Annotated in this window: 23 protein-coding genes; 13 read left to right on the forward strand and 10 right to left on the reverse strand. The window is 67.5% G+C overall.

The window, feature by feature from the left end:
- The first annotated feature begins 1 nt into the window (after window position 1).
- Genes deoA through dut form a run of 4 tightly spaced genes read left to right on the forward strand, consistent with a single transcriptional unit; the run spans window position 2 to window position 3673 of the window.
- A complete protein-coding gene (gene deoA / locus ACT6S0_RS01940) occupies window positions 2-1312 on the forward strand; it encodes a thymidine phosphorylase (protein ID WP_444762229.1) in 1311 nt (436 codons plus the stop codon).
- Complete coding sequence (trmB, locus tag ACT6S0_RS01945) at window positions 1312-2010, forward strand: tRNA (guanosine(46)-N7)-methyltransferase TrmB (RefSeq protein WP_444762230.1); 699 nt, start codon at window positions 1312-1314, stop codon at window positions 2008-2010. Before deoA ends, trmB begins: the two co-directional genes overlap by 1 nt.
- On the forward strand, window positions 2010-3224 hold the full coding sequence (gene coaBC / locus ACT6S0_RS01950; protein WP_444762231.1) for a bifunctional phosphopantothenoylcysteine decarboxylase/phosphopantothenate--cysteine ligase CoaBC: 1215 nt from the start codon (window positions 2010-2012) through the stop codon (window positions 3222-3224). The genes trmB and coaBC overlap by 1 nt, the downstream gene beginning before the upstream one ends.
- Window positions 3224-3673 carry a dUTP diphosphatase gene (dut, locus tag ACT6S0_RS01955; RefSeq protein ID WP_444762232.1) on the forward strand — a complete coding sequence of 150 codons (450 nt, stop codon included), beginning with the start codon at window positions 3224-3226 and terminating at the stop codon, window positions 3671-3673. Before coaBC ends, dut begins: the two co-directional genes overlap by 1 nt.
- Window positions 3674-3700: 27 nt before the next feature.
- Here the strand turns inward: dut and ACT6S0_RS01960 are convergent, their stop codons facing one another.
- On the reverse strand, window positions 3701-4222 hold the full coding sequence (locus ACT6S0_RS01960) for an FKBP-type peptidyl-prolyl cis-trans isomerase (protein WP_444762233.1): 522 nt from the start codon (window positions 4220-4222) through the stop codon (window positions 3701-3703).
- Between the two features lie 40 nt (window positions 4223-4262).
- On the opposite strand from ACT6S0_RS01960, the gene ACT6S0_RS01965 reads away from it, so the two are divergent.
- From ACT6S0_RS01965 to ACT6S0_RS01975, 3 genes are all read left to right on the forward strand, one after another.
- Window positions 4263-5378 (forward strand): ribosomal protein uL16 3-hydroxylase, encoded by a 1116-nt coding sequence (locus ACT6S0_RS01965; RefSeq protein WP_444762234.1) that lies wholly within the window; start codon window positions 4263-4265, stop codon window positions 5376-5378.
- Window positions 5375-5869: a hypothetical protein gene (locus tag ACT6S0_RS01970; protein ID WP_444762235.1), complete on the forward strand. Its 495-nt coding sequence runs from the start codon at window positions 5375-5377 to the stop codon at window positions 5867-5869. The genes ACT6S0_RS01965 and ACT6S0_RS01970 overlap by 4 nt, the downstream gene beginning before the upstream one ends.
- A gap of 163 nt (window positions 5870-6032) precedes the next feature.
- The gene (locus ACT6S0_RS01975) at window positions 6033-6230 is read left to right on the forward strand and encodes a hypothetical protein (RefSeq protein WP_444762236.1); all 198 of its coding nucleotides are present in this window, start codon (window positions 6033-6035) and stop codon (window positions 6228-6230) included.
- Between the two features lie 86 nt (window positions 6231-6316).
- On the opposite strand, the gene ACT6S0_RS01980 is transcribed toward ACT6S0_RS01975, so the two are convergent.
- From ACT6S0_RS01980 to ACT6S0_RS02010, 7 genes are all read right to left on the reverse strand, one after another.
- Complete coding sequence (locus tag ACT6S0_RS01980) at window positions 6317-7096, reverse strand: MBL fold metallo-hydrolase (protein WP_444762237.1); 780 nt, start codon at window positions 7094-7096, stop codon at window positions 6317-6319.
- A 17-nt stretch (window positions 7097-7113) separates the two neighbouring features.
- Window positions 7114-8313: an outer membrane protein assembly factor BamC gene (gene bamC / locus ACT6S0_RS01985; protein WP_444762238.1), complete on the reverse strand. Its 1200-nt coding sequence runs from the start codon at window positions 8311-8313 to the stop codon at window positions 7114-7116.
- 68 nt (window positions 8314-8381) lie between these two features.
- Window positions 8382-9263, reverse strand: a complete 882-nt coding sequence (gene dapA, locus ACT6S0_RS01990; RefSeq protein ID WP_444762239.1) for a 4-hydroxy-tetrahydrodipicolinate synthase — start codon at window positions 9261-9263, stop codon at window positions 8382-8384.
- Window positions 9260-9811 (reverse strand): class I SAM-dependent methyltransferase, encoded by a 552-nt coding sequence (locus ACT6S0_RS01995; RefSeq protein WP_444762240.1) that lies wholly within the window; start codon window positions 9809-9811, stop codon window positions 9260-9262. The genes dapA and ACT6S0_RS01995 overlap by 4 nt, the downstream gene beginning before the upstream one ends.
- Window positions 9808-9933 (reverse strand): hypothetical protein, encoded by a 126-nt coding sequence (locus ACT6S0_RS02000; protein ID WP_444762241.1) that lies wholly within the window; start codon window positions 9931-9933, stop codon window positions 9808-9810. The genes ACT6S0_RS01995 and ACT6S0_RS02000 overlap by 4 nt, the downstream gene beginning before the upstream one ends.
- Entirely contained in the window at window positions 9930-11144 is a 1215-nt protein-coding gene (locus tag ACT6S0_RS02005) for an MFS transporter (protein ID WP_444762242.1), read from the reverse strand. Before ACT6S0_RS02005 ends, ACT6S0_RS02000 begins: the two co-directional genes overlap by 4 nt.
- A gap of 13 nt (window positions 11145-11157) precedes the next feature.
- Window positions 11158-12531 carry an amidohydrolase family protein gene (locus ACT6S0_RS02010; RefSeq protein ID WP_444762243.1) on the reverse strand — a complete coding sequence of 458 codons (1374 nt, stop codon included), beginning with the start codon at window positions 12529-12531 and terminating at the stop codon, window positions 11158-11160.
- Between the two features lie 65 nt (window positions 12532-12596).
- Between ACT6S0_RS02010 and ACT6S0_RS02015 the strand changes: the two genes are divergently transcribed.
- The 6 genes from ACT6S0_RS02015 (at window position 12597) to ACT6S0_RS02040 (ending at window position 19863) form a co-directional block, all read left to right on the forward strand.
- On the forward strand, window positions 12597-14579 hold the full coding sequence (locus ACT6S0_RS02015) for a DNA topoisomerase IV subunit B (protein WP_444762244.1): 1983 nt from the start codon (window positions 12597-12599) through the stop codon (window positions 14577-14579).
- Window positions 14579-15610 carry a histone deacetylase family protein gene (locus ACT6S0_RS02020; RefSeq protein ID WP_444762245.1) on the forward strand — a complete coding sequence of 344 codons (1032 nt, stop codon included), beginning with the start codon at window positions 14579-14581 and terminating at the stop codon, window positions 15608-15610. The genes ACT6S0_RS02015 and ACT6S0_RS02020 overlap by 1 nt, the downstream gene beginning before the upstream one ends.
- A 76-nt stretch (window positions 15611-15686) precedes the next feature.
- The gene (locus ACT6S0_RS02025) at window positions 15687-16211 is read left to right on the forward strand and encodes a GNAT family N-acetyltransferase (RefSeq protein WP_444762246.1); all 525 of its coding nucleotides are present in this window, start codon (window positions 15687-15689) and stop codon (window positions 16209-16211) included.
- Window positions 16208-16861 (forward strand): lytic transglycosylase domain-containing protein, encoded by a 654-nt coding sequence (locus ACT6S0_RS02030; protein WP_444762247.1) that lies wholly within the window; start codon window positions 16208-16210, stop codon window positions 16859-16861. The genes ACT6S0_RS02025 and ACT6S0_RS02030 overlap by 4 nt, the downstream gene beginning before the upstream one ends.
- Window positions 16858-19191, forward strand: a complete 2334-nt coding sequence (gene parC / locus ACT6S0_RS02035; protein ID WP_444762248.1) for a DNA topoisomerase IV subunit A — start codon at window positions 16858-16860, stop codon at window positions 19189-19191. Before ACT6S0_RS02030 ends, parC begins: the two co-directional genes overlap by 4 nt.
- A gap of 192 nt (window positions 19192-19383) precedes the next feature.
- A complete protein-coding gene (locus ACT6S0_RS02040; RefSeq protein WP_444762249.1) occupies window positions 19384-19863 on the forward strand; it encodes an FxDxF family PEP-CTERM protein in 480 nt (159 codons plus the stop codon).
- 158 nt (window positions 19864-20021) lie between these two features.
- Here the strand turns inward: ACT6S0_RS02040 and ACT6S0_RS02045 are convergent, their stop codons facing one another.
- The gene (locus ACT6S0_RS02045; protein ID WP_444762250.1) at window positions 20022-20522 is read right to left on the reverse strand and encodes an outer membrane protein assembly factor BamE; all 501 of its coding nucleotides are present in this window, start codon (window positions 20520-20522) and stop codon (window positions 20022-20024) included.
- A 7-nt stretch (window positions 20523-20529) separates the two neighbouring features.
- Complete coding sequence (locus tag ACT6S0_RS02050) at window positions 20530-21570, reverse strand: quinone-dependent dihydroorotate dehydrogenase (protein WP_444762251.1); 1041 nt, start codon at window positions 21568-21570, stop codon at window positions 20530-20532.
- Between the last annotated feature and the right edge of the window lie 12 nt (window positions 21571-21582).

Genomic DNA, 21582 nt, shown 5'->3' on the forward strand with positions numbered 1-21582 from the left:
CATGCTCGCTCAAGAAATCATCCGCGCCAAGCGCGACGGCCGGGCGCTCGACGAAGCGCAGATCAACCATTTCGTCCGCGGCCTCGTCGACAACTCCTGGAGCGAAGGCCAGGTGGCCGCCCTCGGCATGGCCGTTTTCCTGCGCGGCATGGGTCGCGACGAAGCGGTGCTGTTGACGCGCGCCATGATGAACTCCGGCCGCGTCATGCGTTGGCCCGACATGCCCGGCCCGGTGCTCGACAAGCACAGCAGCGGCGGCGTGGGCGACAAGGTCAGCCTGATGCTGGCGCCGATGGTGGCGGCCTGCGGCGGCTATGTGCCGATGATTGCCGGGCGGGGGCTTGGCCACACCGGTGGCACCGTCGACAAACTGGAAGCGATTCCCGGCTACACGACCACGCCCGACCCGGCACGCTTCGATCAGATCGTGCGCTCGCTGGGCTGCGCCATCATTGGCCAGACGGCCGACCTCGCGCCTGCCGACAAGCGCTTCTACGCGACGCGCGACGTGACGGCCACGGTCGAGAGCGTGCCGCTGATCACCGCCAGCATCCTGTCCAAGAAGCTGGCCGCCGGCCTCGAAGGGCTGGTCATGGACATCAAGTGCGGCAACGGCGCTTTTGCTGCCACACCCGAGTTCGCGCGTGAGCTGGCCGAGAGCATCGTCGCGGTCGCCGGCGGCGCGGGCCTGAAGACGCGCGCGCTGATCACCGACATGAACCAGATCCTCGGCAGCGACGTCGGCAACTCCCTGGAAGTCATCGAGACGATCCGCTATCTGAAGGGCGAGTACCGCGAGCCGCGCCTGCACGATGTGACGCTGGCGCTGTGCGCCGAGATGCTGGTGCTGGGCGGCCTGGCTGCCAGCACGACGGCAGCACGCGTGAAGCTGCAGGCTGCGCTGGACTCCGGCGCCGCCGCCGAGAAGTTCGCGAAGATGGTCGTTGCGCTGGGCGGCCCGGTCGATCTGATGGAGCGCCCCGCGGCCTATCTCACAGCCGCACCCGTCGTGAAGCCCGTGCCCGCACCGCGCGCCGGCGTGCTGACGACCATGTCGACCCGCGATCTGGGCGTCGCCATCGTCGAGCTGGGCGGCGGCCGCCGCAAGGCCGGCGATGCGATCGACATGCGCGTCGGCTTCTCCGAGGTGTTGCCTGTCGGCACCCGTGTTGCCACCGGCGAGCCTCTGGCGTTGATCCACGCCGCCGATGATGCCGCTGCTGACCGCGCCATCGCGTCCTACCTCGCCGCCTGCATGCTGGGCGATGCCGACGTCGCCGCCACGCCCATGGTCATGGCCGAGGTCGGCTGATGGACGATGACGAGGTCAAGCAGGACGCGCGACCGCGCCGCGAAATCAAGAGCTTCGTGACCCGGCCGGGCCGCATGGGCACGGGCCAGATCAAGGCGCTGGCCGAGCTGGGGCCCAAGTTCGTGCTGCCCTACAAGGTCGAGCGGCTCGACCCAGCCGCGACCTTTGGCCGCAGCGCGCCGCTGGTGCTGGAGATCGGCTTCGGCATGGGCGGCGCCACTGCCGACATCGCCGCCACGCTGCCCGACCATGATTTCATCGGCTGCGAAGTGCACGAGCCCGGTGTTGGTGCGCTGCTCAAGCTCATCGGCGAGCGAGAGATCAGCAATATCCGCATCGTCCAGCACGACGCCGTCGAGGTGCTGCGCGACATGGTGGGCGACGCCGCACTTGACGGCGTGCATATCTTCTTTCCCGACCCTTGGCACAAGACGCGCCACAACAAGCGACGCCTGATCCAGGCGCCCTTCGTCGCCAAGCTGGTGCAGCACATCAAGCCCGGCGGCTACCTTCATTGCGCGACCGACTGGCAGCCCTACGCCGAGCAGATGCTCGAAGTCCTGTCTGCCGAACCCGCGCTGGAAAACACCGCCAGCGGTTACGCTGACAAGCCCGCCTACCGCCCGCTGACCAAGTTCGAGGCCCGCGGCCTGAAGCTGGGGCATGGCGTCTGGGACCTGGTGTTCAGGAAGCGTTGATGACAAGTCCACTGCACGGCAAACACATCCTCCTCGCGATGACCGGCGGTATCGCCGGCTACAAGATCGCCGAGCTGACGCGCCTGTTCGTGAAGGGCGGCGCGACGGTGCAGGTCATGATGACCGAGGCGGCCGAGCAGTTCATCACCGCCGTGACCATGCAGGCCCTGTCCGGCCGCGCTGTCTATACAAGCCAGTGGGACGCGCGGCCCGACAACAACATGGCCCACATCAACTTGAGCCGCGAAGCCGATGTGATGCTGGTGGCGCCGGCCAGCGCCGATGCCATCGCCGCGCTGGCACAGGGCAGGGCGGACGACCTCATCAGCCTGACCGCGCTGGCCCGCCGCATCCATGAATGCCCGCTGCTGGTCGTGCCGGCGATGAACCGCGAGATGTGGGCTCACCCGGCCACGCAGCGCAACGTCGCGCAGATCAAGGTCGACGGCGCGACCGTCATCGGCCCGGCCAGCGGCGACCAGGCCTGCGGCGAAATCGGCGACGGCCGCATGCTCGAAGCTCACGAGATCTTCGACGACGTTGAGGCCCTCCTTGCGCCCAAGACGCTGAGCGGCAAGAAGCTGCTGGTCACTGCCGGCCCGACCTTCGAGCCCATCGACCCGGTACGCGGCATCACCAACCACAGCAGCGGCAAGATGGGTTTTGCCATCGCCCGCGCAGCCGTCGAGGCGGGTGCTGAGGTGACGCTGGTGGCCGGCCCTGTGCACCTGCCCACGCCGCGTGGTGTGCAGCGCATCGACGTGCAGAGCGCGCAGCAGATGTTCGACGCCGTGCTGCCGCTGGCGGCTCACCAGCACGCCTTCATCGCGACGGCCGCGGTGGCCGATTGGCGCCCTGCGCAGACCCACGAGCACAAGCTGAAGAAGACCGAGGGCGGCGCGACAGCCCCGACCATCGCAATGGCCGAGAACCCGGACATCCTGGCGGCCGTCGCCAAGTTGCCCAAGCCACCTTATTGCGTCGGCTTCGCCGCCGAGAGCCAGAAGCTCGCTGAACACGCCGACGCCAAGCGTCGCCGCAAGGGCATTCCGCTGATCGTCGCCAACCTCGGCCCGGCCACCTTCGGCCGCGACGACAACGCGCTGTTGCTCATCGACGAGCAGGGCCAGCGCGAACTGCCTGAAACGGGAGGTCGGGCCGACAAGCTCAGCCTCGCCCGCGAGCTGATCCAAGAACTCTCCACACGACTCTGATGCACGCTATCGACCTGCAAGTGCTCGACGCCCGCATGGCCGAGCAGATCCCCGCCTACGCCACACCCGGCAGCGCCGGCCTCGACCTGCGCGCCTGCCTTGACGAAGCTATTCAGCTGGCCCCGGGCCAGACGACGCTGATCCCGACGGGCCTGGCCATCCACATCGCCGACCCCGGCCTGGCGGCCATCATCCTGCCGCGCTCGGGTCTGGGGCACAAACATGGCATCGTGCTGGGCAACCTGGTCGGCCTGATCGACAGCGACTACCAGGGCCAGCTCATGGTCAGCTGCTGGAACCGCGGCCAGACCGAGTTCACCATCCAGCCCTTCGAGCGCATTGCCCAGCTCGTCATCGTGCCAGTCGTGCAGGCGAGCTTTCGCCGCGTCGACAGTTTCGACTCGTCCGAACGGGGAGCCGGCGGCTTCGGCTCCACCGGCAAGGTATAGAAAAGGCGCCGGGAGGCGCCTGTTGCTTCAGTGGATCGGTTCGTCCGGCGGCGCGCCGGTCTGCACCATGAAGATGGGCTCGCCGACCGAGCCAGCCTCGATTTCCTGCTCCGTCGCCGCGCGCACATCGAGCAGCGTCAGGTGCATGCGCAGGCCGATGCCCGCCAAGGGGTGGTTGCCGTCGAGCACCACATGCGCCGGGTAGACCTCGGTCACGGTGTAGACCACCTGCTCGGGCATGCCTTCGGTGACGGCGCCTTCCGGCAGGCCCTCGATCTGCAGGCCGGGTTCCACCCCTTCGGGGAAGAGGCTGCGCGCCTCGAAGCAGACGAGGTTGGAGTCATAGTCGCCAAAGGCCTCCTCCGGCTGCAGTGCGAGATCGGTCTCGAAGCCGACCTCCTGTCCCTCCAGCGCGGCCTCCACCTTGGCAAACAGGTCTTCCCCGCCAAGCAGGAACTCCATCGGTTCGGCCAGCTCGTCGATGAGCTGGCCCTGGGCATCTTCGAGTCTCCAACGCAGGGAGACGACACAGGGGCGGGTCGCTTGCATGGGCGAGATTTTCGCACGCGGCCCTCGGCACAATGACCGTATGCAGATAGACCTCCCGACCTCGATGCTCGCCGGCCTGAGCCCGGCCCAGTTCATGCGCAAGCACTGGCAGAAGAAGCCGCTGCTGGTGCGCCAGGCTTTCACCGCCGTGGCGCTGCCGGCGTCACTGAAGGAGCTGGCGGCGCTGGCCGCTCGCGACGATGTCGAATCCCGCCTCGTGACCGCCTTCGAGGGCGAATGGAGGCTCAAGCAGGGCCCCATCGCGCGCCTGCCGGCCATGAGCAAGTCCGGTTGGACCCTGCTGGTCCAAGGGCTCGATCAACACCTGCCCGAGGCGCGAGCGCTGCTGGATCAGTTCCGCTTTGTGCCCGACGCGCGCCTGGATGACCTGATGCTGTCCATCGCCAGCGACGGTGGTGGCGTGGGCCCGCATTTCGATTCCTATGACGTCTTCCTGATCCAGCTTGCCGGCCGGCGCCGCTGGCGCATCGGCGCGCAGCGTGATGCGGTGCTGCACGACGATGTGCCGCTGAAGATCATCGCGAACTTCAAACCCGAGGAGGAGTTCGTCCTCGAGCCGGGTGACATGCTCTACCTGCCGCCCGGCTGGGCGCATGACGGCGTCGCTGTCGGCGCTGGGTGCATCACCGGCTCGGTGGGTTTTCGGGCGTCGACGGCCGAGGGCCTGGCCGCCGAGCTGCTGCCGCGCCTGATGGACGAGATCGGTGAGACCGGCAAGCTCTACGCGGACCCGCGCCAGGAGGCTGTCACCGAGCCGGGCTGCGTGCCGGCGGCGCTGTCGGACTTTGCGCGCCGCGCCGTCGAGGCAGCGCTGCAACGGCCGCAGGCGCTCGAGCGGGCCTTGGGAGAGGCGTTGACGGAACCCAAGGCTACCGTGTGGTTCGAGCCCGGTGAGCCGCTGCCGCTGGGGCAGGGCGCCGTTCTTGACCGCCGCAGCCGCATGCTCTACGACGCGGCTCATGTCTTCCTCAACGGTGAGAGTTTTCGCGCCGGCGGCCGGGACGCAGCGCTGATGCGTTGTCTGGCCAACCAGCGCCTGCTCAGCGCGGCCGAGGTTGCGCGTTTGTCGCCGGAGGCGCGCGAACTGCTCGACCAGTGGACCGAGGACGGCTGGGTGCAGCCGATGACACCATGAATGCTCAGAGCTTCGCCGGCCGCCCGGACTTCCAGCGCCTGTTGATCGAAAGCCTGGCCTGGGCCGCCGAACAGGGTTGTCGCGAGTTGCATGCATGGGATGCGAGCTTCGTCGATTGGCCACTTTCGGATGCGCAAGCCCTCGCTGCGCTGGTGGCCTGGGCCAGGTCGGGGCGCCAGCTGCATCTGCTGGCATTGCACTACGACGACATCGTGCGGCGTCACCCCCGCTTTGTCCGCTGGCGGCGTGAATACGCGCACTGCGTGACGGCGCGAGCGGTCGACCCGGAGGTCCGCGTGGAGGCCGCCCCCCAGAGCCTGCTGCTCGCTGCTGGTGCCGAGTCCACGCTGACACTGCGTCTCTTTGACCGCCGTCTGTGGCGGGGCGAGATCAGCGTGGATACCGCCCAGCGATTGCGTGGACTGGAATGGTTTGATGCCCTGGCGCAACGCTCCAGCGATTCATTTGCGCCTACAACTTTGGGGCTCTGAACGTTCGTGACATATGCACCCCTATAATTGCTGGCTAGGCGAGGGAAGCGCTCGAGGTTTTCCGCGTCTTGTCTGTCGGGGGTCGCCCGTTGGTGCATGAATACACCGGCGCTCGACCCCAAAGTTATGGTGTGCACCGTCGTTTAAACGTTTGAGGACAAGTATGAATAAGTCGATCCTGTTGGCTTCCCTGCTGGCTGCCGTTGCTCTGAGCGCTTGCAGCAAGAAGGAAGAACCCAAGGTTGAGGCCCCGGCCGCCGTGGTGACCCCGGCTCCGGAAGCCGCTTCGGAAGCTGCCAGCGCCGTTGCTGAAGCTGCATCGTCGGTTGCCGATGCTGCCGCGTCCGCCGCTTCGCAGTAAATCGCTTCGTCCCCAGAAAGAGCCGTCGCTGCGCAAGCAGCGACGGCTCTTTTCTTTTTGCCCGGTGTTTTGAACGCGAACTGGTTTCAGTTCAATGCCAACCAATCCAGGCCGAGATTGGGATGAGCGACTCGAATATCCGGGTGCGAGCCGCCGAGGACTTCGGCCAGGGCAGCACAGGCAAGTGCCGGCGTGTTGTTGTGCTCGCTCAGATGTGCTGCGGCGACTAGACCCAGACCCGTGTGCAGGCACCGGGCCAGCCGGTCGGCCGCGGCCGCATTGGACAGGTGGCCATGGCTGCCGAGGATGCGCTTCTTCAATGCGGGGTGATAGGGCCCCGCGCGCAGCATGCTCTCGTCGTGGTTGCATTCCAGCAGTAGCGCTCGGCAGCCCGCCAGTGCCGTTGCGACGCCGGCTGGCGCGCAACCCAGGTCGGTGACGATGCCCAGCCGCAGCGCGCCATCGTCGAGCCGTAACTGCAGTGGCTCGTTGGCATCGTGGGGCACCGAGAAGGGTTGCAGTTCCATGTCGCCCAGAGCCATGGCCTGACCGCCCTTCACGATGTGCAGCAGGGCGGGATCGAACTCCGCGTTGCCCACGGCCTGCCAGGTGCCGCGGCTCGTGATCAGCGGGATGCGATAGCGCATTGCGAAGGCGAGTGCGCAGCCGATGTGGTCGCCGTGCTCATGCGTGATGAAGATCGCATCGACGTCCTCAGGCATGCAGCCGGCGCGCGCCAGGCGTTTGACGAGTTCGCGAACGCTGAAGCCGGCATCGACGAGCAACCGTGTGCTCGTGATGCCCTGGCTGGCTTCCACCAGCGTCGAATTGCCCCCGCTGCCGCTGCCGAGGCTGCAAAAGCGCATCACGGCAGGCGCTGCCCTTACTTCAGGTCATCCATCAGCAGGCTGAGGATGCGCTTGGCGTTGTCGTCGGCAATGGCCTGGCCACGGTCGTCCAGGATGCGCACCGTGCTCTTGGCGCCGTCAGCCTTGACCGAGACGCGGTAGCGCACCGGCGATGCCGACTTGGCGCCGAGCAGGCGCTGGAAGAAGTTGGGCTCTTCCTTGCCGGCTTGCTCCGGGTCGGCGTAGCGCAGGTAGAAGAGGCCGGCGGCGCGGTCGCGGTCTTCGATGGTGAAGCCGTGACGGTCCAGCGACAGGCCGACACGGCGCCAGGCGCGGTCGAAGCCGTCATTGACACTGAGGCTGTCGGGCACTTCGGACAGCGCGCGGCGTACCGGACGCTGGGCCGCGCCGCCGACGGCCAAGGGGCTGGGCGTGGCCGCCGGCGCGGGCTTGGCAGCTTGGGCGACAACGGTCCTGGCGGCCTCTTCCTTGCCGCCGAGCTTGAGCATCAGGCGCGACAGCATCTCAGCTTCGAGCGTCGGGTCGCTCGGGCGGTTCTGCCAGGAGGTCGAATCACGGCTTTGAGAGGTGTAGACCTCCTGCATGCCGCGGTGGCTGATGAAGATGTCGGTGCCCGTGGCGCTGCGTTCGACACGGGTGCGGTACATGTCGCGCTCACCGGTCGAGTACAGGCCGTCAAAAACCTTGCCGATGGTGGAGCGGATGATGTCTTGCGGCAGCTTGGCCCGGTTCTCGGCCCAGTTGGTTTCCATGATGCCGACTTCGGGCTGATCCTTGGTGAGATCCAGGCCGCGTTCCTGCCAGAAAGCGCGTAGTTGTGGCCAGACCTGCTCGGGGGCGGCGGTCGTGTGCAACCAGCGCTCGCTGCCGCTGCGCTCCAGGCGCACGTCTGCGGCGGTGTTCGGCGCGACGCTGTTGGCCGCCATTGTCTGGCCGGGCGCCGTGGGTGTGGCGGGGCGCGCGGCGGACAGCGCGGAAGCGGTGATGGCGCCGTCCTGAACCTGGGCGCGGTTGTCCTTGGCCAGCTGGGTCAGGTCGGGCGGGATGTCCAGGCCCTGGGTCTGGCGCGAGGCGGCGCGGTAGTCGACCTTGTCCGTCGAGAAGAGGCCGTCGATGGTGCTGCAGCCGGCGAGCGACAGGACAAAGGCCGTGCAGGCCAGGCGGGTCGCCGATAGGCGAAGAGAGCGAATCGGGCGAATCGGCAGAAGGGACATCACGCTGGAAATCTCCGAGGGAACTGTTTGCCCGCCTTGAACGGGCAGCCGCGCATTAGACCAGAGGCTCAGAGGAGTCCGGCTTCAGTCATGGCCTGGCTGACCAGGGCCTGGCCGCCCGCCGTCAGCGGTGTGATGGGCAGGCGCAGCGTAGCGCCGCACCGGCCCAGGCGGGACAGCGCCCACTTGGCCGGGCCGGGGCTCGATTCGCAGAACAGCTGCTTGTGCAGGTTCAACAAATTGAGGTGGATCTTGCGGGCTTCGACGGCATCGCCTTGCAGCGCCAGGCGACACATTTCGGCCATCGCGCCGGGCGCGACGTTGGCCGTCACACTGACATTGCCGTGGCCGCCCAGCAGCATCAGCGCCACTGCGGTGCCGTCGTCGCCCGAGTAGATGTGGAAGCCAGCCGGCGCGTGCTTGATCAGGAAGGCGGCGCGCTCGATGTTGCCGGTGGCTTCCTTGATGCCGAAGACGCCGGGCAGGCTGGCGCAGCGCAGGGTGGTCTCGGGCGCCATATCGGCCACCGTCCGACCCGGCACGTTGTAGAGCATCATGGGGATGTCCACGGCCTCGGCAATCGCCTTGAAGTGCTGGTAGATGCCTTCCTGCGACGGCTGGTTGTAGTAGGGCACGACGGACAGCGTGCAGTCCGCACCGACTTCCTTGGCGTAGCGGCTCAGCTCGATGGCCTCGGCGGTGGAATTGGCACCGGTGCCGGCCAGGATGGGAATCCGGCCCTTGGCATGCTCGACCGCGACACGGATGATTTCGCGGTTCTCTTCCATGCTGACCGTGGGCGATTCGCCGGTGGTGCCGACGACGCCGACGCAGGCGGTGCCTTCCTCGACATGCCAGTCAATCAGGCGGCGCAGGGCCGGGTAGTCGATGCTGCCGTCCTCGTTCATGGGCGTGACGAGGGCGACGATGCTGCCGAGGATGGGCTTCATGGTGTGACGATGCTGTGAATGGCCGCGATTTTAGGCTGCCGCTGAAGGGGATTCAGGGGTCGACTGGCCGCAACGCGCTGGACGAAGCGCGGGTTGACGTTCGTCTCGAACACGTCCTCGTAAGCCACGATGCGCCAGCCTTCGCAGATGCGCAGCAGCTCGCCGCGCTGCAGCAGGAAGTCGGGTCGTGATGGCCGGCCGATGGTCTGCTGGCCATCGGCAAAGGTTTCCCAGACCAGCCAGCCACCGGGCTTGACGGCAGCCTTGACGGTGTCGAACAGCGGACGCCACAGGTAGTTGCAGACGACGACCAGGTCAAAGGTCCGGTCGGGCAGGGGCCAGGGGCCGCCCTCGATGTCGGCGTCGACGATCTCGGCCAGCCCACGCAGCGGCGCGGTGGCCGCCATGTCCCGGTCGACGCCGGTGACGCGCCAGCCGGCGTCCGCCAGCCAGCGTAGATTGCGGCCCGAACCGCAGGCCACATCCAGCGCCGTGCCCGCCGGTCGGGGCGCAAAGCGCTGCAGCCAGGGCGAGGGCGCTCCCGTCATCCGAAGCAGGACCAGAGCTGCTCGCTGAGCTGGATCATGACCGCCGGGTGGCGGTAGGCCAGCACCGTGACCACCAAGGCGGCGATCGCCAAGGCCGGCAGGATCCAGCGGCGCGGCTTCATGCCGGCTGCGCCCGCGTGATGGGGGTTTCGCGCACCGGCAGATTGGCCAGCATGGCCATGATGCCGAGCGCAATGGACAGCCACCAGACGACGTCGTAGCTGCCGGTCGAGTCATAGAGCTTGCCGCCCAGCCAGACGCCCAGGAAGCTGCCGACCTGGTGGCTCAGGAAGACGAAGCCGCCCAGCATCGACAGGTGCTGAGCGCCGAAGATCTGCGCAACCACGGCATTTGTCGGCGGGACCGTGGACAGCCACAGGAAGCCGATGACGGCGGCGAAGATGTAGACGCTCAGCGGCGTCAGCGGCACCGAGATGAAGATCACGATGGCCACGGCGCGCAGGCCGTAGATGGCCGACAGCAGATAGCGCTTGGGGAAGCGCTGGCCCAGCATGCCGGCCGTGTAGGTGCCGAAGATATTGAACAGGCCGATCAGCATCAGCGCGCCGGTCGAGACGCCGATCCCCAGGCCGTGATCCTTCAGGTAGCTGGGCAGGTGCACGCCGATGAAGACGACCTGGAAGCCGCAGACGAAATAGCCCAGCATCAGGAGCTGGAAGCTGCGGTAGCCGAAGGCCTCGCGCAAGGCCTGGCCGATGCTCTGGTGCACGCCGTTGAAGGCGGCCACACGGCGCTCGCGAACGCCCAGCGCCAGCGGCACGATCAGCAGTGCCGCCCCGGCCAGCAGCCACAGGGCGCCTTGCCAGCCGAGATGGCTGATCAGCCAGGTCTCGATGGGGATCATGACGAACTGGCCGAAGGAGCCGGCCGCTGCCGCGACGCCGAAGGCCCAGGAACGCTTCTCGGGCGACACAGTGCGGCCCAGCACGCCGTAGATGACTGCATAGGTCGAGCCCGACTGGGCGATGCCGATGAGCACGCCGGCGCCCAGCGTGAAGCTCAGCGGGTGGCTGGTCACGGCCATCAGCACCAGGCCCAGCGCATAGGCCAGGCCGCCACCGATGAGCACCTTCCAGGCGCCGAAACGGTCGGCCAGCATGCCCGCGATCGGACCGGCGATACCCCAGGCCAGGTTCTGGATGGCCATCGCGAAGGAGAAGGTCTCGCGCGTCCAGCCCCGCTCCGTGATGATGGGTTGCAGCCAGAAGCCGAAGCCATGCCGGATGCCCATCGACAGCGTGACGATGAGGGCGCCGCAGAGCAGCACTTGTTGGACGGACAGGCCGGTCGAAGCGGGGCGGGGGGTGTTCATCGGGCGACTTTAATCAGCGCCGCCTGGGCTTGCTGGCCGTCCTGCTTTGAGCCTTGGCCTTGCCGGTCTTCTTCTTTTTCACCTCGGCCATCTTCTTCGGTGGCTCGGCGGTTGACGTGCTGGCCTGGGAGCTGGACGCCGCCACATCCGCCAGGCGGGTCAGCAGCCGGCCCTGCTTGACGCGCAGCAGCGGCAGGTCGAGGTGGGCCAGATCGGCCAGTGGATCGCCGCCCAACAGCAGGAAGCTCGCCTCGCAGCCGGGTTCGAAGCAGCCGAGCTTGCGGTCCGGGAAGAGGGCGCGCGGCGTGTCCTGGGTGGCCAGGCGCAGCAGCATGGCGCGGTCCAGGCCGAGTTCGTTCAGCGAGTGCACTTCCGCGCGCGCGGTGCCGATGAAGACATCGGATCCCAGCAGCAACTGAACGCCGGCCGCCTGCAGCCGGGCCAGGTTGGTGCGCTGTACCTCGCGCATGGCCGCCAGCGGCTGGGCATCGAGCTTGAAGAGGGCGGTGGCCGCGGTCGTGGTGATGACGGCTGTGCGCTGGCGTGCGGCTTGGACCGCGGCGCTCTCGCTGATGACGAAGCGCTCGGGCGCCTGGTCCAGCGTGTTGGCGTAGCCAGGCAGGTGGGCGATGGCGTCGACGCCGGCGGCCAGCGCCGCATCGAAGTCGGCGGCAGTCTCCACATGGGCGACGACGCGCCGCCCGTCGGCCTGGGCCAGCCGTGTCAGTGCGCGGGCGGTGTCGGGGCGCAGGCCCAGGCGGCCGAAGCTTTCGGGCCGGCCGCGCAGCTCGGGCCGTTCACTGTGCGCCAGCACGATGCGCAGCCAGCGGCCGCCGCGCGCCTGGATGGCGGGCCATTGGGCGTGGACCTGGTCGGGGCCGTCGACCAGCACGATCCGCTGTTGCGCCGCGGCGGCCTCCGCCGTGGGCTCGGGCAGCACGGCGGCCAGCGGGTAGCCGTCGGGCGAGGTGATGCAGGCGGTGACGAAGCTGACGTCCGGCGCGGCGGGCATGGCGGCCAGCGGCAGAACCTCGGCAACGCTGGCGGGGTCGCCGCAGAGCATGGCGGCGTAGAAGACGCCCTCGTCGATGTACTTGTCCGCGAACTGGCCCCAGCCCCAGGCTGTCTGCAGGTTGTGGTTGTGGGCCTCGGCCAGCGGGTTGATGAGGATCTGCTGGCCGCGCAGGTCCATCTTGCGGTTGACCTTGGCGGGCTTGCTGGCCACAAACACGCCGTTGTCTACATAGAGATTGCCGCGCTGAAGCTGGCGGCCGTCGAACCAGCGGGCGTTCTTAAGCTCCCAGGACAGCGGGTCGCTGGCCTGGTAGGGGGCGTCGGCCTGCGCGAGTCCGCAGGCGAGCAGCAAAAAGGCGGTCAGGAATCTCAAGCGGATCACTCGAACTTCGGGGGCCGCGAATCCTAGCCGGAGCGTCTTCATAGAATCGCGCCCCTATGTCGAGCCGTCCGCCTTCCTCTGCCGCCTCCTACGGCGAAGCCTCCATCCGCGTGCTGAAGGGCCTGGAGCCCGTCAAACAGCGACCGGGCATGTACACCCGCACCGAGAACCCGCTGCACTGCATCCAGGAGGTCATTGACAACGCCGCTGACGAGGCGCTGGGCGGCTTCGGCAAGCGCATCGACGTGGTGCTGCATGTCGACGGCTCGGTGTCTGTCGCGGACGATGGCCGCGGCATTCCCTTCGGCCTGCATCCCGAGGAAGGTGTGCCGGTCGTCGAGATCGTCTTCACGCGCCTGCACGCCGGTGGCAAGTTCGACAAGGGCTCGGGCGGCGCCTACAGCTTCTCGGGCGGCCTGCACGGTGTGGGCGTGTCGGTGACCAATGCGCTGGCCAGGCGGCTGGAAGTGGCCGTCTGGCGCGACAAGCAGGTGGCCGGCATCGCCTTCGAGCACGGCGACGTGGTGCAGCAGGTGGTCACCCGCCCGGCCGCCAGCGGCGACCGCAAGCAGGGCACGACGGTGCGGGTCTGGCCGGAGGCCAAGTATTTCGAAAGCGCCGAGCTGCCCAGGCACGAGCTGGTGCATCTGCTGCGTTCCAAGGCCGTGCTGATGCCGGGCGTGACGGTCACGCTGAAGATCGAGAAGACCGGCGAGACGACCACCTGGCTCTACAAGGCCGGCCTGCGTGACTACCTGGCGCAGTCGCTGCAGAGCGACCCGCTGATTCCGCTGTTCGAGGGCGAGGGCTTTGCCACCGCCGGCGAGAGCGAGAACTTCGCCGAAGGCGAGGGCGCCAGCTGGTGCGTCGCGTTCACCGAAGACGGCGCGCCCCTGCGCGAGAGTTACGTGAACCTGATCCCGACGGTCGCCGGCGGCACGCACGACTCGGGCCTGAAGGATGGCCTGTTCGGCGCGGTCAAGGGCTTCATCGAGATGCATTCCCTGCTGCCCAAGGGCGTCAAGCTGATGCCCGACGACGTTTTCTCGCGCGCCAGCTTCGTGCTGAGTGCCAAGGTGCTGGACCCGCAGTTCCAGGGTCAGACCAAGGAGCGCCTGAACTCGCGCGACGCGCTGCGGCTGGTTTCTGCCTTTGTGAAGCCGGCGCTGGAGCTGTGGCTCAACCACCATGTGGACCACGGCAAGAAGCTGGCCGAGCTGGTCATCAAGCAGGCCCAGACCCGCCAGCGCGCCAGCCAGAAGGTCGAGAAGCGCAAGGGCTCGGGCGTGGCGGTGCTGCCCGGCAAGCTGACCGACTGCGAAAGCCGCGACCTGCTGCATAACGAGGTCTTCCTCGTCGAGGGCGACTCGGCCGGCGGCAGCGCCAAGATGGGCCGCGACAAGGAAACCCAGGCCATCCTGCCGCTGCGCGGCAAGGTGCTGAACTCCTGGGAGGTCGACCGCGACCTGCTGTTCAAGAACAACGAGATCCACGACATCTCGGTCGCTCTGGGCGTGGACCCGCACGGGCCCAACGACACGCCCGACCTCAGCGGTCTGCGCTACGGCAAGGTCTGCATCCTGTCGGACGCCGATGTCGACGGCTCGCACATCCAGGTGCTGCTGCTGACCCTCTTCTTCCGCCATTTTCCCAAGCTGGTCGAGACCGGCCATGTCTTCGTCGCCCGCCCGCCGCTGTACCGCGTGGACGCGCCGGCCCGCGGCAAGAAGCCCGCGGCCAAGCTCTATGCGCTCGACGAGGGCGAGCTGACCGCGACGCTGGACAAGCTACGCAAGGAGGGGGCGCGCGAAGGCTCTTGGAGCATCAGCCGCTTCAAGGGCCTGGGCGAGATGAATGCCGAGCAGTTGTGGGACACGACGCTGAACCCGGAGACGCGGCGCCTGTCGCGCGTCGAATACGGCCAGCTCGACTTCGGCGCCACGGTGGAGGCCTTCAACAAGCTGATGGGCAAGGGCGAGGCGGCGTCGCGCCGCGAGCTGATGGAGCTGCACGGCGACACCGTCGAGGTGGATGTCTGATGCAGACGGTCTACAACGCCGGCCATGCGGTGCATGCGGCAACGCATGAGTTCTTCCGCGGCCGCCTCGTGCCCGCGTTCGAGGTCCCGGCGCGCGCCGACTACATCCTGCAGGCGCTGCAGACGGCGGGTCTCGGCGAGGTGCTCGCGCCGGTCGATCATGGCCGCGCTCCGCTGGAGCGCGTGCATGCGGCCCGCTACCTGAACTTCATCGAGGGCGCACACGCCGAGTGGCTGGCCACGGGAGGCGAGGGCGATGCCTTTCCCGCAGTGTGGCCGGTGCGCTCGTTGCGCAGCGACGTCGAGCCGGCCAGCTTCGCGGCCCGCATGGGCCTGTACTCGATGGACAGCGGCACGCCGCTGACGGCTGGCAGCTGGGCCGCGGCCTACGCCGGCGCGCAGGCGTCGCTGACGGCGCTGGACCTGGTGCTCGGCGGTCAGCGTTCTGCCTATGTGCTGACCCGGCCGCCTGGCCACCATGCCGGCGCGGACTTCTTCGGCGGCTACTGCTTCATCAACAACGCAGCCGTCGCAGCGCAGGCCGCGCGCGACGCCGGCCTGGCGCGCGTGGCCATCCTCGACGTGGACTACCACCACGGCAATGGCACCCAGGCCATCTTCTACGACCGCGCCGACGTCTTCTACGCCAGCATCCATGGCGACCCGTGCACCGAATTCCCCTTCTTCCTCGGCCATGCCGATGAGACGGGGGCGGATCAGGGTGCGGGCTGCAACGCCAACTTCCCGTTGCCCGTGGGCGTGGCCAACGATGACTGGTTTGCCGCGCTGGAGCAGGCGCTGTCGAAGCTGTCAGCGTACCGCCCGGACCTGCTGGTCGTCTCGCTGGGCGTCGATACCTACGGCGGCGATCCGATTTCGCATTTCAAGCTCGACGAGCCAGAGTTCCGTCGGCTGGGACAGCGCCTGGCGGCTTTCGGCGCGCCGACGCTGTTCATCCAGGAAGGCGGCTATGCCACCGAGGCCATCGGTCGCAATGTCTTCGCTGTGCTGGGTGGGTTCGAACAAGCATGACGACCGCAACGCTCGCTTCATCCACTGCCCGCCGATGGGGCATGGCCTCCCGTGCGACGGACCGGCGGGAGGCCGCATGAGCCTGAGGCTGCGCCCCACGATGCTGTCCGACCTGGACTGGGTCGTTTCGCTCGAGCGCGACGGCGCCAACCTGCCTTTCATCACGCCGTGGGAGCGGCCGCAACACGAAGGCGCGATCCGCTTTCCCGATTCGCGCCATTTCATCCTTGAAGAGGGCGACGCGCTCGAGCGCATCGGTTTCGTCATCCTGCAGGGCTGCCGCAATCCGAACGGTTCGGTCGAGCTCAAGCGCCTGGTGCTGCAGGCAAAGGGCCGGGGACTGGGCAGGGCCGCTGTGCGGCAGCTCAAGGCCATGGCCTTCACGCAGCTGAAGTCGCACCGCTTCTGGCTGGACGTGAAAGGGCTGAACACGCGCGCTTTCGAGCTGTACCGCAGCGAGGGCTTCGTCGAGGAAGGCCGGCTGCGCGAAAGCGTGCGCGTGACGACCGATGGCGCTGACGGCTACGACTCGCTGATCGTCATGTCGCTGCTCGACCGTGAGTACCAGGCGCGCGTGGCGCTCGGGCTGGAGGCGACATGAAGGCGTGGTGGCTGGTGTTGCTGGCCTGCCTTGCGCTGCCCGTGCGCGCCGAGCTCTGGGGCTTTGTCGACCCGTCCGGCGTGGCTCATTTCGCGCCCCGCCAGATCGACGCGCGCTACAAGCCCGTGCTGGGTAGCGTCGGCATGCAGCGCGTGCCCGGCAAGACCGACGCCGGATTGGCCTTGCTGCACTGGCTGGATATCGCGCCCGAAGTGAAGGCCGTCCAACCCTGGGTGCGCGAGGCCGCCGTGCAGCATGGCGTCGACGCCGAATTGCTGAAGGCCGTCATCGCCGTCGAGTCGGGTTACCAGAAGGCCGCCGTGTCGCCCCGCGGGGCCATGGGCCTGATGCAGATCACGCCCGAGACGGCGGCTCGCTATGCCACGCCGGCCGACGCCGCGCGGCTGATCGAGCCGCGCATCAACATCCACACGGGCGCGCGCATGCTGGCCGACCTGTTGCGCCGCTTCCCCATCGACGCGGCCCTCGCCGCCTGGAATGCCGGCGAGGGCGCGGTGCGCCGCGCCGGCAACCGCGTGCCCGACATCGATGAAACCCAGGCCCATGTGCAGCTCGTCCTTGAGCTGTACTGGGCCTTGCTGCAGCAGAGCCAGCCGGCCCGCGCGCAGCGTTTGACCTTGCACCCATGAGTTCCCAGACCCCCATCGATTTCGACTTGCCGACCGAGGGCGACGACGCCAACGCGCTGACGCTGGCCGCCTACGCCCAGCAGGCCTACCTCGAATACGCGCTCAGCGTCGTCAAGGGCCGCGCGCTGCCGTCCTATGCCGACGGGCAGAAGCCCGTGCAACGCCGCATCCTCTACTCCATGCACCGCCTTGGCCTGGGCTGGAGCGGCAATGCCGGCGCCAAGCCGGTCAAGGGCGCCAAGGTTGTCGGCGACGTGCTCGGCAGCTTCCACCCGCACGGCGACCAGTCGGTCTACGACGCGCTGGTGCGCATGGCGCAGGATTTCTCGCTGCGCTACCCGCTCATCGACGGCCACGGCAACTTCGGCAGCCGCGACGGCGACGGCGCCGCGGCGATGCGCTACACGGAAGCGCGTCTGGCTCCCATAGCTCGCCTGGTGATGGACGAGATCGACGAAGGCACGGTCGACTTCCGTCCCAACTACGACGGCACGACGCAAGAGCCGGTCGAGCTGCCGGCGCGCCTGCCCTTCGTGCTGCTGAACGGCGCCAGTGGCATTGCGGTCGGCCTGGCCACCGAGATACCCAGCCACAACCTGCGCGAAGTCGCTGCTGCCGCCGTCGCTCTGCTCAGGGACGACAAGCTCGGCGACGACGCGCTCTACGACCTGATCCCGGGGCCGGATTTCCCCGGCGGGGGCCAGTTGATCAGCGCGCAGGAGGAAATCCGTGCGGCCTACGCCTCCGGCCGCGGCAGCCTCAAGCTGCGGGCGCGCTGGAAGATCGAGGACCTCGCCCGCGGCCAATGGCAGCTCGTCGTCACCGAGCTGCCGCACGGCACCAGCGCGCAGAAGGTGCTGGAGGAGATCGAGGAGCTGTCCAACCCCAAGGTCAAGGCGGGCAAGAAGACACTGTCGGCCGACCAGCTGCAGCTCAAGGCTGGCCTGTTGGCGGTGCTGGACGGCGTGCGCGACGAGTCCAGCAAGGACGCGGCCGTGCGCATCGTCTTCGAGCCCAAGAGCCGCACCGTCGAGCAGCAGGACCTGATCAACACGCTGCTGGCCCACACCAGCCTGGAAAGCAGCGTGTCGGTCAACCTGACCATGATCGGCGCCGACGGCAGGCCGACGCAGAAGAGCCTGCACGCGGTGCTGGCCGAATGGGTGGGCTTCCGCCAGGTGACGGTGCGCCGCCGCACGGAGCACCGCCTGGCGCATGTCAACGACCGCATCCATGTGCTCGAAGGCCGGCAGTTGGTGCTGCTGAATATCGACGAGGTGATCCGCATCATCCGGGAGTCGGACGAACCCAAGCCGGCGCTGATTGCCCGTTTCAACCTGAGCGATCGCCAGGCCGAAGACATCCTTGAAATCCGCTTGCGCCAGCTTGCGCGGCTGGAGGCGATCAAGATCGAGCAGGAGCTGTCCAAGCTGCGCGACGAGCGCGCCAGGCTGGAAGACATCCTCGCGTCGCCCAGCGCACTGCGCCGCACCGTCATCAAGGAAATCGAGGCCGATGCCAAGCAGTACGGCGACGAGCGCCGCACGCTGATCCAGGCAGAGAAGCGCGTCACCGCCGAGGTCAAGATCGTCGACGAGCCCGTCACCGTCATCGTCAGCCAGAAGGGCTGGGTCAGGGCGCTCAAGGGCCACGAAGTCGATGTCGCGGCCCAGACCTTCAAGGCCGGAGACGCACTCTGGGGTGCATTCCGCTGTCGCAGCGTCGACCCGCTCGTCGTCATTGGCAGCAATGGACGCGTGTACTCGGTGCCGGTCTCAACGCTGCCCGGCGGGCGCGGCGACGGCCAGCCCATCACGACGCTGGTCGAGCTCGAAAGCGGCTCTCAGATCGCGCACTACATGGCCGCGGCAGCTTCACAACGCCTCGTCATGGCCGGATCAAGCGGTTACGGCTTCATCGCGCAGGTGGGCGATCTGGTGGGCCGGCAGAGGGCTGGCAAGACCTTCCTTGCGCTCGATGAAGGCGAGCAGCCGCTGGTCGCGGCGGTGCCCGCGACAGCGGTGGCACTCCAGCTCGGCGTGCTAAGCACTCAGGGACGCTTGCTAACCTTTGCTCTGGACGAACTCAAGCATCAGCCCAAGGGCGGCAAGGGATTGATGCTGATGGACCTGGAAGCGAAAGACGCGCTGACCTCCATCGCCTGTTTCACAACCCAGCTGCGCGTGCTCGGCAGCGGCCGTGGCGGCAAGCCGCGGGAAGAACTGCTGAAGAACCAGTCCCTGGCGGCTCACGCGTCCAAACGGGCTCGCAAGGGCAAGGCCGTCGATGGTTTGCAAAAGGTCGCGCGGCTCGCGCCCGAATTTCCGTGATCAAACTTGGTGACAAGTCGCGCCCGACTGGTGCCAAAGTGACAAAGCCGGGGCCTGTACTTACAACAGGCTACAAGTAAAAGAGGGTGTACCCCTAGGCCAAGGGATGTTTGAGACTTTCTACCGCTTCGTTGCACCGCACAATCGTTTCCGGCGGTTGTGCTTGACCGTCCCAAGTCAGGAGCTACGCATATGAAATTGAAAACCATCGTCGCCGCAGTGGCGGCGTTCACCGCCCTCAGCAGCCAAGCAGCGTCTTGGGATTGGGGTAGCCATGGCGCGCTTGAGCTGGGTGGCAACACCGTCAGCGGCGCCATTTTCGACACCTTCTCCTTCTCGCTGGGCACCGCGTCCAACGTGGAGAGCGGTGTTCTGTCCTTCGGTACCATCGTGGGCGGCGCTTACAGCCTGTACTCCGCGGGTGGCGACGGCATGATCGGCGGCGGTGACGACGTCGGCATCGGTGCCTGGACCTTTGGCGGCACGAACTCCGTGTCCCTGAGCGCTGGCAGCTACTACTACTCGGTCCTGGGCGGCGCGGCCGGCACGGCTTCCTACGCCATCGCTTCGGCCGCCACGCCGGTGCCGGAACCCGAAACCTATGCCCTGCTGGGTGCCGGTCTCGGCATCATCGGCTTCGTGGCTTCGCGTCGCCGCCGCGACGACCGTTAATCGGAGATTCGTCTCCAGCAAACGCCGGCCATGGTGTTTTGCTGGCACTGACGATTTATGCAAAGCCTTGGCAGCAGCTGCTGCCAAGGCTTTTCTTATGTCTGCGGGCCGCGAGACATTTGAGCTTGCGGCGCAAGAGCCTCTTCCGTCCTGGAGGATCAGTCTTCCAGGCCAGGAAACAGCCGGCTCGGGAACACCATGCTCTGGCCGGCGCGAACGACGAACCCGTCCTTGAAGTGGACGTTGAAGCGCATGCCATAGCCGGATTGGTCAGGCTCGATGGTCCAGTCCCAGACGTCCTCGCCGCTGTTCCGGTAGCGCACGCGGCTCCGCTCGATGCCGAGGATGCGGCTGACCTGCTCCGGCGTCATGCCCGGCACGATGCGCGCGCGGTTGGCGGGCGAGAGGCCGTCATGAATGCCCATGAGCCGACCGTCGGCGGCGATGCGCACCATGTAGGCGTGCCGACCCATGGGCTGGCTTGAATACTCCAGCGTGCGACCGCCATCGGCTTCAGGCCAGACGCGGCGCGGTTGGCCGTAGATTGCGGCGACCTCAGCCTCGCTGCTGACCCCGGGCTGCAGGCGTGCATCACGGTCCAGAGTCGCGCAGCTGGTGAGAACGGTTGCGCAAAAGGCGGCGAGGATGACGAGGCGCATGGGGATTTCAACCTTGTGCGAGGGCCCTCGCGCACTGGCTGACAAGGGCCGGGCCCTTGTAGATAAGACCGGTGTAGACCTGCACAAGATCCGCGCCGGCCTGGATCTTGGCGCGCGCATCGGCGCCGCTCATGACGCCGCCCACGCCGATGATCGGGTAGTGCGCCGGCAGCGCGGCACGAAGCAGGCGGATGACGCGGTTGCTGGCCTCGAAGACCGGCGCGCCGGACAGCCCGCCCAACTCGTCGGCATGCTGCAGGCCTTGCACGGCGTCGCGCGCGATCGTGGTGTTCGTCGCGATGACGCCGTCGATGTCGTTGGCCTTCAAGGTCTGAGCGATGACGGCCACCTGCGCTTCCTCCAGGTCGGGCGCGATCTTGACGAACATCGGCACCGTGCGGCCGCTCTGACTTTGCAACTGCAGCTTGCGCTGCTGCAGGCGCGACAACAGCGCGTCCAGCGCCTCGTCGCTCTGCAACGCGCGCAAGTTCTTGGTGTTGGGGCTGGAGATGTTGACGGTGACGTAGTCGGCGTGCGGGAACACGCCTTCCAGGCCGAGCAGGTAGTCGTCTGCCGCGTTTTCGATGGGCGTGGCGGCGTTTTTGCCGATGTTCAGGCCCAGGATGCCGCCGGCCTTGCGGAAGCTGTGGGCGCGCTGCACGTTGGCGATGAAGCTTTGCAGGCCTTCGTTGTTGAAGCCAAGCCGGTTGATCAGCGCGTTCGCGTCGGGCAGGCGGAACATGCGCGGCTTGTCGTTGCCGGGTTGACCTTTGGGCGTGACGGTGCCCACCTCGATGAAGCCGAAGCCCATGGCGCCCAGGCCGTCGATGCAGCGGCCGTTCTTGTCCAGGCCGGCGGCCAGGCCGACGCGGTTGGGGAAGCGCAGGCCTGCAATCGTCACCGGGTCGCTGATGCGTTCACCGCACCACAGCACTTGTGCGGGCGTGTTCTGCAGTTTGGCGATGCTGCCCAGCGTCAGTTCGTGGGCATGCTCGGCATCAAGGCCGAACAGGAAGGGGCGGGCAAGGGCGTAGGGGATCAGCGGCATAGCCTGCAATTC

The organism is Roseateles sp. (assembly GCF_052436255.1).
In the GTDB taxonomy this organism is placed as follows: Bacteria; Pseudomonadota; Gammaproteobacteria; order Burkholderiales; family Burkholderiaceae_C; genus Pelomonas.

What these genes read in the sequence shown, in the direction of transcription:
- deoA (WP_444762229.1), top strand. Translation starts at nt 2, where the DNA reads ATGCTCGCTCAAGAAATCATCCGCGCCAAGCGCGACGGCCGGGCGCTC.
- trmB (WP_444762230.1), top strand. Translation starts at nt 1,312, where the DNA reads ATGGACGATGACGAGGTCAAGCAGGACGCGCGACCGCGCCGCGAAATC.
- coaBC (WP_444762231.1), top strand. Translation starts at nt 2,010, where the DNA reads ATGACAAGTCCACTGCACGGCAAACACATCCTCCTCGCGATGACCGGC.
- dut (WP_444762232.1), top strand. Translation starts at nt 3,224, where the DNA reads ATGCACGCTATCGACCTGCAAGTGCTCGACGCCCGCATGGCCGAGCAG.
- ACT6S0_RS01960 (WP_444762233.1), bottom strand. Translation starts at nt 4,222, where the DNA reads ATGCAAGCGACCCGCCCCTGTGTCGTCTCCCTGCGTTGGAGACTCGAA.
- ACT6S0_RS01965 (WP_444762234.1), top strand. Translation starts at nt 4,263, where the DNA reads ATGCAGATAGACCTCCCGACCTCGATGCTCGCCGGCCTGAGCCCGGCC.
- ACT6S0_RS01970 (WP_444762235.1), top strand. Translation starts at nt 5,375, where the DNA reads ATGAATGCTCAGAGCTTCGCCGGCCGCCCGGACTTCCAGCGCCTGTTG.
- ACT6S0_RS01975 (WP_444762236.1), top strand. Translation starts at nt 6,033, where the DNA reads ATGAATAAGTCGATCCTGTTGGCTTCCCTGCTGGCTGCCGTTGCTCTG.
- ACT6S0_RS01980 (WP_444762237.1), bottom strand. Translation starts at nt 7,096, where the DNA reads ATGCGCTTTTGCAGCCTCGGCAGCGGCAGCGGGGGCAATTCGACGCTG.
- bamC (WP_444762238.1), bottom strand. Translation starts at nt 8,313, where the DNA reads ATGTCCCTTCTGCCGATTCGCCCGATTCGCTCTCTTCGCCTATCGGCG.
- dapA (WP_444762239.1), bottom strand. Translation starts at nt 9,263, where the DNA reads ATGAAGCCCATCCTCGGCAGCATCGTCGCCCTCGTCACGCCCATGAAC.
- ACT6S0_RS01995 (WP_444762240.1), bottom strand. Translation starts at nt 9,811, where the DNA reads ATGACGGGAGCGCCCTCGCCCTGGCTGCAGCGCTTTGCGCCCCGACCG.
- ACT6S0_RS02000 (WP_444762241.1), bottom strand. Translation starts at nt 9,933, where the DNA reads ATGAAGCCGCGCCGCTGGATCCTGCCGGCCTTGGCGATCGCCGCCTTG.
- ACT6S0_RS02005 (WP_444762242.1), bottom strand. Translation starts at nt 11,144, where the DNA reads ATGAACACCCCCCGCCCCGCTTCGACCGGCCTGTCCGTCCAACAAGTG.
- ACT6S0_RS02015 (WP_444762244.1), top strand. Translation starts at nt 12,597, where the DNA reads ATGTCGAGCCGTCCGCCTTCCTCTGCCGCCTCCTACGGCGAAGCCTCC.
- ACT6S0_RS02020 (WP_444762245.1), top strand. Translation starts at nt 14,579, where the DNA reads ATGCAGACGGTCTACAACGCCGGCCATGCGGTGCATGCGGCAACGCAT.
- ACT6S0_RS02025 (WP_444762246.1), top strand. Translation starts at nt 15,687, where the DNA reads ATGAGCCTGAGGCTGCGCCCCACGATGCTGTCCGACCTGGACTGGGTC.
- ACT6S0_RS02030 (WP_444762247.1), top strand. Translation starts at nt 16,208, where the DNA reads ATGAAGGCGTGGTGGCTGGTGTTGCTGGCCTGCCTTGCGCTGCCCGTG.
- parC (WP_444762248.1), top strand. Translation starts at nt 16,858, where the DNA reads ATGAGTTCCCAGACCCCCATCGATTTCGACTTGCCGACCGAGGGCGAC.
- ACT6S0_RS02040 (WP_444762249.1), top strand. Translation starts at nt 19,384, where the DNA reads ATGAAATTGAAAACCATCGTCGCCGCAGTGGCGGCGTTCACCGCCCTC.
- ACT6S0_RS02045 (WP_444762250.1), bottom strand. Translation starts at nt 20,522, where the DNA reads ATGCGCCTCGTCATCCTCGCCGCCTTTTGCGCAACCGTTCTCACCAGC.
- ACT6S0_RS02050 (WP_444762251.1), bottom strand. Translation starts at nt 21,570, where the DNA reads ATGCCGCTGATCCCCTACGCCCTTGCCCGCCCCTTCCTGTTCGGCCTT.